Genomic DNA, 11,039 nt, shown 5'->3' with positions numbered 1-11,039 from the left:
AAATGGCAATAGCAATGGCTCAAAATGGAGGTTTGGGTGTTATTCATAAAAATTTTGATATCCTTACTCAAGCATCGGAAGTTGCGAGAGTAAAGAGATTTGAAGCAGGTATTGTTTATGATCCTATCACGATGTCTCCTGAGAATACTATTGAAGATGTTTTTGCTATTATGGATGAGAAAAAAATATCTGGTTTTCCCGTCATAGATAAAACTAAAAAATTACTAGGCATTATCACCAATCGTGATGTTCGATTTGTGACCAATAAAAAATCAATGGTTAAAGACTATATGACCAAAAAAGTAATCACTATTCAAAAAAACCAATCAACTAATCATGCAAAAAAACTTCTTCATGAAAATCGTATTGAAAAATTGGTTGTTGTCGATAATCAAAAAAAATGTATTGGACTAATCACTGTTAAAGATATTCAAAGAAGTGAGAGATATCCATCGTCAGTAAGAGATAAAAATGGTCGTTTGCTTGTTGGTGCGGCTGTTGGGACTAAATTAGATGATTTAGATAGAGCCATTACCGAAAGCGAAGCGCAGGGTTTCGTTACAGTATTAACGAAAATTAATACCGACGAGATAGTAGGAGCAACTATCGTTGGAGCGAATGCAGGTGAATATTTGTCGGAATTCACGTTGGCCATGAAATACAAAATTGGCCTTAATAAGATTTTGGGGACAGTCCATCCCTATCCGACCTTTTCGGAAGCGAATAAGTATACCGCAGGAATATGGAAAAAAGCAGAAAAGCCGGAAAAGCTCCTCGGATGGGTTCAGCGGTTTCATGCATGGCGTAGAGGATAAGAACTCATGAAAAAGCAATTCTTGAAACAACTACAAGAAGAACAGATCTCTACATCAAGAGAGAAGATTACCACTGTTCAGGTTAATAACGGTCGTCTCTGTAACCTCGCCTGTCTTCATTGCCATGTTGAAGCTGGACCGAAGCGAACTGAACTGATGGACAGGAGAGTAAGTAATAGAATCTTCGAGTTAATCGATGCTTCTACGGGCATAGAAACGCTGGATATCACGGGTGGTGCACCGGAAATGAATCCTCACTTTCGGTGGATGGTTTCTGAAGCAGCCAAGCGTGGTCTTCACACCATTGATAGATGTAATCTGACCATCTTCTTTGAAGAAGGTTATGAAGATCTCCCTGAGTTCTTAGCCCAGCACAAGGTGCACATAATCGCCTCACTCCCCTGTTACACATCAGACAACGTGGATAAGCAGCGTGGACGCGGAACATTCGACCGCAGCATTGAGGGGTTAATAAAACTTAACGAGCTGGGCTATGGGAAACCTAACACTTCTCTTCAGCTTGATCTGGTTTACAATCCACTGGGAGCGAGCCTGCCGGGAGCTCAGGCAGAACTTGAGTGTGCCTACAAAAAACAACTCTTTGAAGACTTTGAAATTGAGTTTAATAACCTCTTCACGATCACCAATATGCCGATCAAACGTTTCGCAAGGCAGCTCGAAAACTGGGGACAACTTGAAGAGTACATGACTTTACTCGAAAGTAGTTTCAACCCTCATGCGGCAAAAAACATTATGTGCAGAGAACTTGTTTCGATTGACTATCTCGGCAATCTCTATGATTGCGACTTCAATCAAATGTTAGAACTCCCTCCTACCCAAGGAGAGAGAACTATTTGGTCGATTGAAAGCTTCAATGAGCTTGCAAAAGAGGAAATTGCCTTTGATAGACACTGCTATGGTTGCACTGCCGGCGCTGGGAGCTCCTGTGGCGGGAGTCTCGTATAGGATTCGGCATAGCTCTTGAAAACTTTTATTGTTGGACATCATTCAACGCCCAATCGTATTCTGAATAAACTACGCGATAGTTTAATGCCGCAGCTCCTGGCGACTTGAGCGAGTTGTCACCCATATACCTCAACGCGAACTCCTGTAAGGAGTCACTAAACAACAAAAAATCATCCTCATACCAAGAGAAGATTTTAGAGAGAAATAGCTTTTTTCCCTCGTGATCAATCCTATTATGAGCTTTATCTTGTAGAAATTGCCTGGTGGCAAAATCTAGCTGTTCATCTAATTTTTCGGCAACATAAACCTCTTTCTGCAGTGAAGGACATCCTCGAGAGGCACATACCAGCGCAAAGTGAATTCTCGGCTCAAGAAACATCTCTCTAATAAGGCCATGTTCGATAAAATCGAGATCTCTCACGTCGCCAAATAAAGTGAAAAACTTCTGCTTCCAAGGTCCCACAAAAAATGTGCCGATATCCTTTATTGAGCGAACAGGGTAATGCTTAATAACCAACTCAATAGTCATGAAGTTATATGCGTTAATCAAAAAAGCCAGTTGTTGATTATTGCTCCATGAATCGAACTGCGCCCTGGATACTCTTTCAAGATTTGCTCTGATTTCTTCACGGTCTTTTCGCAGCTCCTTCGCTCTCTTATAGTGAACGCCAGCTCCCAACGGTGATACGGGAACAACAACAGTGTTCACTAGCATTTGATAACGAGAGAAGGTGTGATCAAAATCATCCTGCCCTGGTTGGAAGTCACTAATGGCAGTATCCTCTTTGTTAGCGCCATCAACTCTTATCCAGAAGATCGTTAGAGCGGTTAATGAAACGAGCCCAATGACTAGCAGTAAGACTGAGAATCTCATGCCGCCCAAAAAACTTCTCATTTTCATACCTTCTCTCGAATTTAGCCCAACCAAAACTTTTGTGGCAAAAAAGACAAGCGCGCGCTCGACAAATTAATCAGAACGCTTTTTTCATTAGGCGACCGGCCGAATTGCGCTATCTTAAGGATACTGATTCTCAGTGTTTCTGAAAGCCTGAATCTTCAATCATAACAAAGGAGTAAAAAGAATTTCTTATAGTGACCAAAGCCCTCGAAAAAGTGAGAGTATAGGCATGGCTGATACGCTGATAAATTCTGCTTGAAAAATGATTGCACTTCGCCCGATATTACTTAGCACATTAGGCGTTACCTTTGGGATAGCGCTCTCAAATCTCGTGATAGCTTCTGCTGCTCTCTTGCCAGAAGAGCTGCTCTTAAGACACTATTTGATGTGTATGTTCCTAATGTGGGGCTGTCTGGGGACAACTTCATTCGTATTACCGAAATCAGTTCCTGCTCAACATGCATATAAAATCTTTATTCTTATAACTGCCATAATCTTTCGCTGCATCTGCCTCACAGCTGCTCCAATTTTTGAGGACGACTTCTGGCGCTATCTTTTTGATGGTTGGCTTTTTAGTCACTTTGGGACTCCCTATGGATTTCCCCCTGTTGAGTTCTTAAATGATCCAACCATTCCTCATATCTTCCAAGAGATCGTCTCAAAAATTAATTATCCCGAGTTCTCGACGATCTATGGTCCTACTTTAGAATATATTTTCTTGTTTGCATTTTACCTCGACCCGGGAAATCTTCTTGCGATTAAAGCCTTTATTCTCGTGGCTGATATCGCTATTTTTATCTGTCTCTGGAATCGTGCAACTCTAAGGGGGCTCCTGCTCTATGCGTGGTGCCCACTCCTTCTGCAAGAATGCTACTTCTCAGGGCATCCCGATCTCCTCGGAGCAGCTCCACTCTTTCTTGCTGCCACTTATATCCATGAAAAGAAATATACGGTTTTGACCGGAATCCTGTCTGGAGTAGCCTTCGCATCAAAAGTCACCGCTTTCCCGATACTCTGCATAGGGCTTATGTCAGCCCGCTTCAAGAGTATAATTGTTGGTCTCATTACTGCCGCATTGCTCTATATCCCGTTTTACCGTCACGAAGGCGAAGCAGAATTTGCGATAGTAGGATCATTCCTTTCGCAATGGGAGTTCAATCCCAGTATTTATAAGGTAATAAGATACTTAACGACCCCGATTACAGAAGAATCCACCCTGGCTCGCCTCATATGCGCTGCAATATTTAGCGGTTTCCTTCTTTTCTGGATTGTTCAGAATTATAAACGTTCCCCACAGATGCCTATTCGAGGAGATATAATTATCGGAACGCTACTGCTCTTTTCCCCAGTCGTGAATCCTTGGTACCTTCTTTGGATTTTGCCGTTCGTTGCACTTCATACCACTCGATGGGGCATAGCCGCTCTTATCGTTGCGCCGATGAGCTATCTTCACGGACTCTACTGGAAAGTGGAAGGACTACGACCCTTCGAGATACCATTAGAAATTACTTTGATTGAGTACGGAATTATATTCTTTGCAATAATATGGGAAAGAAATAGAAGAGCGCCTGGATTATAAGGACTTTCTCTTTTGTGAACCAAAGGCCGGATTACTATTTGATTGCACTTTAAAAATTGACTTCACACACTCTTTTATAATCATGGCAAACATAGCGGAGGCAGCTCTCACTGTTCCACCTACCGTACCTGAAATTTTTGATTCGCCAGTTAGTCGTTTTTCATGAACAACTGGTACTTCATAAGAAATGAGGCCGCACTGAACCGCTCGAATCTGCATTTCAACCGTCCAGCCACATCCCGTATTCTTCATTCCAAGTTTTCTAAAAGAATCAGCTACAATAGCCCGATATGGACCCAAGTCCGAGAGTGGTGAACTAAAAAGCACTTTTATGAGTGAGGTAATGAGCCATGTTCCAAATCTCGCATGAATTGGATGAGAGTCCGTATCTGAGGGGAAAATCCTCTTTCCCACTACCATCTCAGCACCCTGCTCAAATATAGGGTCCACCAGCTGAGGCCATAAGAGTGGATTATCGCTGCCATCTGCATCGAGAAAAAGAAAAATATCGACCTCTCGAGAAACTGCAGCGACTCCGCTTAAACACGCTCTTCCATATCCAGGAATCTCCTCATCAACGACCGTAGCCCCCGATTCGCGAGCAATCTCACGAGTTCTATCGATTGAACCATTATTGACTACCAGAATCTCATGGAGAGTGCATCTTGGATGGTTGACGGATTTAAGCATCTCAACAATACGTCCGATCGAACCCTCTTCATTTCTCGCTGGAATAATCGCAGCTACTTTCTTCATTCTCTCCTTCATCCGTTATACACCGCCCACGGCATCATAATCATCATTCTTATAACGGAGCAATAATGTAATCCCTAAAGAGCTTGTCTTCACTTTTGATAGCATACATGAAAAATATTCAGACAAGAAAATCACCTCGGTAGCTATTCATCAAAAGACACCTACTCAACAGAATGATTGCCGATAAAAACCCCTCTCTTCTTGCCATCGCTCACCTCTCTACTATCTTTCCTCCATCGTACGATTGAATGAGCAGAGATAAAAATAGTCAGAACACTAAGCAGAAGAATTTGCCGAGCTAGGAGGTTCCAGTTGTCTTGCAAAAACGTATCGATAAATCCATGCCCCCAATCCTGCTCCTAAAATGGGTGATACAACATAAACCGCGAACCAACCGTAGCCATTGAAGGAGAACGAATGTCCACCCCATCCCATGAAGAAAGTAAAGATACGTGGAGCCAAGTCTCGCGCTGGATTCAAACACGCCATCGTGATTGGACCTAAGAGGCATATCAGGAGCGAAACCGTCAGCCCAATGAAAAGAGCTGTCATTTCATTTGGCTTACTCTGATTTTTTTCATCCGTTAGGGAGAGAATTACGAACATCAATACGAATGTACCAAATATCTCCGCAACGATGGCAGTGCTCATCGAAATTTTTTCTTGAAGAGCTTCAATAGAAGGATTTGGAAAAAACTCAGTAAAAATCATTGCGGAGCGCTCACTCCCTACCTGTCCCCTTACAATTGACTCTCTTATCTCAAAAGCATCAATCGCTTCCTGAAATATTAAATAAAGGACGCAACAGGCAAAGAAGCTGCCTAGAAACTGAATAATCGCATAGGGAAGAATCCCTCTCATGGGGAAACGCCCTGATATCCAAAAACCAATGGTCACTGCAGGATTGAGATGTGCACCACTTAGACCTCCTGTTACATGTATGGCGATTGCTATCCCGACTCCCCAAACAAGAGCCACCTGTGCGATGCCACTAAAAACGCCAGTCGTGATGGCTGCCGCCAAACTTCCACATCCAAAAAACACAAGCAGGAAGGTTCCAACAAACTCTCCCAGCCACCATCTCCGCTGCACTACTGGCTCCACTCAAGTAAAAGAATACACAGGCTAACGCTCTGAAGAAATCGACAGAAAATGAGCGAGGAACGCCCTGCACTAGAATAAGGGCGGCATTGTGAATTGATGAAAGCCCCTACTCCGCTCAAGTTTTTACCTCCGTCTCGGCTCAGCATCATGACCTGTATTGAGAGACACTGCCAGATGGCGTCCATTAACAACAACTCACTGAGCCAGCATCTGATTCATTCGATGGCAGCGGCCCACACGGGAACAACCCATAGTGGCGCTTACCATCTCCGACCACATCGAAATGTTTAGCAAAGCGAGTCTCTTGCAGCATAGCTGCAGAGTTACTACATACAGAGATAGTTCTACCAGTTTCAAACAGGTGGTGGTCATCTAGCTCAAAAGAGTGCGGATGTCCGGGGATGGTCCCTCGGTAGATCACCGCCTGCCCATAATCTTCACACTGATCCTCAAGTAAAAGCTTAAAAGCTCGAATGGTAATTGAACTAAAGCGCGCATGACCAACTTTCTGCTGTATTGATTCGTCTGTAATCTCAATGGGGGTACTTGAGACTTTCCTGAAATCCTCTATTCCTATATTTCTTAGCATCCTACGAAAATCTTCGAAGTATATGGCTCCACCGAGACACTCCCCGAGTAGAATTGGATCGGTTTGCATCTCCTCTGTCAGCCGCCTATCCACAAAAACGTCCGAGAAATACAACTCTCCTCCTGGCTTAAGGACTCTGAATATTTCAGAGAAGAGTCTCAGTTTCGTTGGAGACAGATTAAAAACACAATTAGAAATAACCACATCGATCGAATTGTCCTCAATACCAATTTCAGCAAGATCTTCCATGAGACCCTGTTCAAAAGTTATATTGGTGTGCTCTAGACCGAATGCTGCTGCGTGGTACTCTTGATGCTCTTTCGCAACGGCAATCTGCTCTGGAGTCATATCCACACCGATAACTTTCCCAGACGGACCCACTAACCTTGAAAGGATAAACGCATCTCTCCCAGCACCACTGCCCATATCTAAAACGGTACACCCTTCTAAAAGAGAGGGAATTGGAATTCCACAACCATATGATTTTTCAATCACCTCTGGATGAATCAATTCGAGAATTGCCTTTATCTCAGAGGAGTAGCTATCACTGGAGCAACATGCTGTCGTTTTGAGATCGTTCTTTGTCTTGAGCACTTTCCCGTAATAATCTCGAACCGAACTAAGCGTCTGAGAAGAATCTTTGCTATCATAATTATCGAACACCGCAGATTCTCCACCTAAAATTATCTCTGATCTCATAACTGCAAGGCTCCCTCATCAAGACAACTCAGACACATCACTCACCCTATTTACTGGATTACTACTCTCGCCCCGATTCTCCCACTAACGGCGGAACCGAGACGTGATACGGCGGCTGTCCCCGACTTAACATAACCCCTGGCCAAAAGAGCCACAAACGCATGAACGCAAACCAGCAACTTGTGATACTGTTCTATAAATTGGTAAAACACAGAAATATAAATCACAATAGTATTTTATGGGATTACGGCTATTTCCTCCGCTAAACGGAGCGGTCTCATAAGTAAAGAGGATTCTTCCTTCAGCGCTTGTATTTGGGCTTACGAGCCCTTCTTGATGAAGTAAGGTGAGGTTCATGTTTCCATGAATAGGCAAAAAATAAGTACCCATGCATCATTCTTAACTCTTGGATGCATTCTTTCACTGGCAGCCCTCCTCATAACCTTGAACATGCAGCCAAGAAGAAACCCGGGATCATCTCAGATAACGGCGGTTATGGAAGAAATAAGGGGGGCTTTTCCTAATGTTCCGACGATCACACCGCACGAGCTCAACCGAATGTTGGAAGAAAAACAAACGCTGAGACTGATTGATGTACGTACTGGTGATGAGTTTTATATGAGCCACCTAAGGGGAGCACAACTCCCTGCCCTCCTCGAGGAGATAACAGCTGAGACTTCACCAACCAAGACAGTTCTTTATTGTTCCGTAGGATGGAGAAGTGCCATCATGGCAGATTCAATGATTGAATCGGGTGTTCATAATGTATTTAATCTCGCAGGAGGAATCTTTTACTGGACACAACTTGGATACCCGATATATCGCGAAGGAAAGGAGACGAATCAAGTTCATCCATACAACGCGACTTGGAGCGACTTACTACCAGAACAGTTTCATCCAAAGACATTCTCACCCATTGAGGAATCTTAAACGGTAAGGTTTTTCATTCTACTGCGCTGTAAAATTTCTTCACTTGTTCTTTACATAAAGCTACGAGATCGACTTGGGGAAATCGTTCAAGACTTAACTGAGGACAACGCTCTGCCAGAAGCTCAGAAAAGGTCGCTCCCTTCTCGGCCAAAAGAAGCGTATGCTCCCAATATTCACGGACATCCTGCAGATATTCAGGCAGCCAGAAAGCTCTAGAACCCGCGTCGTAAATGGTGCAACGTTCAAGCGGATAGGATGGGGCTTCGTACTGTGACTCTAAAAACTCTGGTGCAAGCAGGCTATCCCGCCTTAGAAGATCAGTGCCAGTAATCTTAATACTCAAATCACTAACAGCGCTCGCTACAGAAAAAATGCCCTCAAGATAGATTACTGTCGAGCCTTCGTATTGTGAAAATCTTGCTTTACATTTTTCATCAACTTTCTTCATGCTTTCGAGAGCACGAGGTCCTCCAATGGTAACGAAGAAAATGTGGCGAATCTGACTGTTCTGAGATTCGACTGAATCACAAATGCTTCTCAGCGCATAATCACAGCTGGTGCCTGTTGCAACCACATCGCCGAAGAAAATTGAACACACAGGCGGGACTTGAACTTTCTTGTAATTAGACTCCGTAATGCGCCATTCTTCCTCATTCTTCTCGTCGCGAGATCTTTGTGCGCTCATGAATGCCGAAGCATGCGAATTCCAGCCGAAGCTTTCACCGAGAGCTTCCCGAAGACCAAAATTCAAGCCGCCACGTAACAGGTGAAGCACGAGACTCTCGTGCTCTGTTACATCACAGGCTGAGTTCTCTCTTAAAATGGTCAAGATTGAAGAAGAGGCTTTTTGCAAAGCGGACGTATAGTTGAGACCAAATACCGAAGGATCATTACAAACAAGTCGACTCTCTGCCGTAGAGGCAAGAAAGCACCGTACTGAACCTGAATCCCCTTCAATTTCATACAATGAGCAACCCTGCTTGCTGCCCAAATTCCGTAATCTCTTTTCGCTGTTTAACATCACCTTTTTCCACTGTTTCGTTGAAAGATTTCAGATCCTTAACGAGATGCGACAGTAGCGGGACTGGCTCTATACCCGAAAGAACTCCGCCTCCTGTTCCCATATTGAAGTATTGTGAAGCTCTATTTCCACCGTCTTTAAAGACGGCGTTTTACTATTTTCTATCACTCTTCAGAACCTGCACTACCTCTATCAAGATGCCATCTTAAAAGCTAGCTCTTGTCCTGGTTACGAGATTGAAAAATCCAGTATGCTGCGTGTAACAACTTGGATTTATTGGCTTAATCTTGCAGCTTCTTCTCATCTTCCCACCACTGCGAGAGGACCAACACACAGCACCAAGAATAACATCACGTGGGGCAGCAAGTCTTCATACTATCCCACTGCCAACCCAAGCAGACCGATTGTTGCAAATGGGTACTTGCAACACCAAGCATCCGTTGCCACCATCATCGTCGGGAAGTTATGGACAAGAGTTTGAAGAAAGTTCAGCCTCTATTGTTGATATCCCGGTCAGGCTTACACAATTTTGATGGAAACATCGGAGGTGTAGCCAGTAAACTAATGAGTTAACAAATTAAGAGGGAGTTCTATGGAACTACAGGATTATGATCTTATCTATAACGCGTTCTCATTTTGTATCGCGGTTATGGGAGCAGCTACGGTCTTTCTTTTTCTCGGTCGCTCACAAGTGGCACCTCAGTATAAAACTGCGGTTACTCTTAGTGGAATTGTGACCCTAATCGCATTCTACCACTACTGGAGAATTCTGGAGAGTTGGGATGCTGCCTACGCGGTGAAGAATGGAGTGGTAACAGCAACTGGTGTGGCATTCAACGATGCCTACCGCTATGTTGACTGGCTACTCACCGTTCCGCTACTGCTCTTAGAGCTTATCCTTGTAATGCGTCTTTCACGTGAAGAGACGTTCAACAAAGGGAAGTCGCTTGCAATGGCTGCAGCTCTGATGATTATTCTTGGATATCCTGGAGAAATCTCAGCGGACCATGCCGTTCGTTGGAAGTGGTGGGCTCTATCAATGCTCCCATTCCTCTACATCGTGTATCAGCTTATCTCAGGCCTATCCAAGTCAATCGCTGCTCAGCCAGATTCAGTTAGAGAACTTGTAGGACATGCTCGGGCGATTACACTGATTACTTGGTGTTTCTACCCAATTGTATTCATCCTCCCAATGTTGAACATTACAGGGGCAGATACCTTTGTTCAGGTTGGATACACTATCGCTGATATCCTTGCTAAAGCAGGATTCGGTGTATTCATCTGGGTTATTGCTATGCGCAAGTCTGAGGCTAACGCTTAAAGTCTCGTCGCAGAGTGATGCGAGGTAGCCCTCTTTTGAAGGGCTACCTCAACATGAAAAAGCAGCTCCATCTGGAGCTGCTTTTTTTTGCCTATAAGTTCGACTACAGAAAACTCAACAGAACTTCTCTGTTCCCACAATACAAACATAGTGTTAAATTCCCGGCTATGAAAGCAATTGTAGTTGGCTCTGGAGTAGGAGGAATCGCCTCAGCTTTACGGTTGAGGTCTATGGGTATCGACGTTGAGATACTAGAATCATGCCCTGATGCGGGCGGCAGGGCTCGGACATTCTCTTATGGCGGGCATACCTTTGATGCTGGACCAACGGTCATCACGGCCCCCTGGCTCTTCGATGAATT

At 44.0% G+C, this 11,039-nt stretch carries 11 protein-coding genes; 6 read left to right on the top strand and 5 right to left on the bottom strand.

Annotation, left to right across the window (positions count from 1 at the left end; genetic code table 11):
• Nucleotides 1–2: 2 nt before the first annotated feature.
• On the top strand, nt 3–815 hold the full coding sequence (locus tag EBR25_10595) for a CBS domain-containing protein (protein ID NBW41431.1): 813 nt from the start codon (nt 3–5) through the stop codon (nt 813–815).
• A gap of 6 nt (nt 816–821) precedes the next feature.
• Nucleotides 822–1,781, top strand: coding sequence for a radical SAM/Cys-rich domain protein (locus tag EBR25_10590; protein ID NBW41430.1), 960 nt, complete (start codon nt 822–824; stop codon nt 1,779–1,781).
• Between the two features lie 25 nt (nt 1,782–1,806).
• Here EBR25_10590 and EBR25_10585 read toward each other — a convergent pair whose 3' ends face one another.
• A complete protein-coding gene (locus tag EBR25_10585) occupies nt 1,807–2,682 on the bottom strand; it encodes a DUF547 domain-containing protein (GenBank protein NBW41429.1) in 876 nt (291 codons plus the stop codon).
• A gap of 259 nt (nt 2,683–2,941) precedes the next feature.
• On the opposite strand from EBR25_10585, the gene EBR25_10580 reads away from it, so the two are divergent.
• Nucleotides 2,942–4,258 carry a hypothetical protein gene (locus EBR25_10580; GenBank protein NBW41428.1) on the top strand — a complete coding sequence of 439 codons (1,317 nt, stop codon included), beginning with the start codon at nt 2,942–2,944 and terminating at the stop codon, nt 4,256–4,258.
• On the opposite strand, the gene EBR25_10575 is transcribed toward EBR25_10580, so the two are convergent.
• From EBR25_10575 to EBR25_10565, 3 genes are all read right to left on the bottom strand, one after another.
• Nucleotides 4,253–5,026, bottom strand: a complete 774-nt coding sequence (locus EBR25_10575; GenBank protein NBW41427.1) for a glycosyltransferase family 2 protein — start codon at nt 5,024–5,026, stop codon at nt 4,253–4,255. The two genes, EBR25_10580 and EBR25_10575, sit on opposite strands and share 6 nt — an antisense overlap.
• Before the next feature lie 264 nt (nt 5,027–5,290).
• Nucleotides 5,291–6,118 carry an aquaporin gene (locus EBR25_10570; protein ID NBW41426.1) on the bottom strand — a complete coding sequence of 276 codons (828 nt, stop codon included), beginning with the start codon at nt 6,116–6,118 and terminating at the stop codon, nt 5,291–5,293.
• Between the two features lie 184 nt (nt 6,119–6,302).
• Complete coding sequence (locus EBR25_10565; protein NBW41425.1) at nt 6,303–7,406, bottom strand: methyltransferase domain-containing protein; 1,104 nt, start codon at nt 7,404–7,406, stop codon at nt 6,303–6,305.
• 363 nt (nt 7,407–7,769) lie between these two features.
• Between EBR25_10565 and EBR25_10560 the strand changes: the two genes are divergently transcribed.
• Nucleotides 7,770–8,336, top strand: a complete 567-nt coding sequence (locus EBR25_10560) for a rhodanese-like domain-containing protein (protein NBW41424.1) — start codon at nt 7,770–7,772, stop codon at nt 8,334–8,336.
• Nucleotides 8,337–8,349: 13 nt separating this feature from the next.
• Here the strand turns inward: EBR25_10560 and EBR25_10555 are convergent, their stop codons facing one another.
• Entirely contained in the window at nt 8,350–9,303 is a 954-nt protein-coding gene (locus EBR25_10555; protein ID NBW41423.1) for a hypothetical protein, read from the bottom strand.
• Between the two features lie 646 nt (nt 9,304–9,949).
• Between EBR25_10555 and EBR25_10550 the strand changes: the two genes are divergently transcribed.
• Together EBR25_10550 and EBR25_10545 are read left to right on the top strand one after the other, a co-directional pair.
• Complete coding sequence (locus EBR25_10550) at nt 9,950–10,678, top strand: xanthorhodopsin (GenBank protein NBW41422.1); 729 nt, start codon at nt 9,950–9,952, stop codon at nt 10,676–10,678.
• Nucleotides 10,679–10,845: 167 nt separating this feature from the next.
• A partial coding sequence (locus tag EBR25_10545) for an FAD-binding protein (GenBank protein ID NBW41421.1) occupies nt 10,846–11,039 on the top strand: 194 nt, incomplete at its 3' end.

The organism is bacterium (assembly GCA_009926305.1).
In the GTDB taxonomy this organism is placed as follows: domain Bacteria; phylum Bdellovibrionota_C; class UBA2361; order UBA2361; family RFPC01; genus RFPC01.
Note: the sequence above shows the minus strand (reverse complement) of the source record. Positions and strands in the feature narration are given on the sequence as shown.

Bases quoted from the DNA above. Each gene is read 5' to 3' on its own strand.
- EBR25_10580 (NBW41428.1), top strand. From the start codon at position 2,942: ATGATTGCACTTCGCCCGATATTACTTAGCACATTAGGCGTTACCTTT.
- EBR25_10565 (NBW41425.1), bottom strand. From the start codon at position 7,406: ATGAGATCAGAGATAATTTTAGGTGGAGAATCTGCGGTGTTCGATAAT.
- EBR25_10575 (NBW41427.1), bottom strand. From the start codon at position 5,026: ATGAAGGAGAGAATGAAGAAAGTAGCTGCGATTATTCCAGCGAGAAAT.
- EBR25_10590 (NBW41430.1), top strand. From the start codon at position 822: ATGAAAAAGCAATTCTTGAAACAACTACAAGAAGAACAGATCTCTACA.
- EBR25_10550 (NBW41422.1), top strand. From the start codon at position 9,950: ATGGAACTACAGGATTATGATCTTATCTATAACGCGTTCTCATTTTGT.
- EBR25_10595 (NBW41431.1), top strand. From the start codon at position 3: ATGGCAATAGCAATGGCTCAAAATGGAGGTTTGGGTGTTATTCATAAA.
- EBR25_10560 (NBW41424.1), top strand. From the start codon at position 7,770: ATGAATAGGCAAAAAATAAGTACCCATGCATCATTCTTAACTCTTGGA.
- EBR25_10585 (NBW41429.1), bottom strand. From the start codon at position 2,682: ATGAAAATGAGAAGTTTTTTGGGCGGCATGAGATTCTCAGTCTTACTG.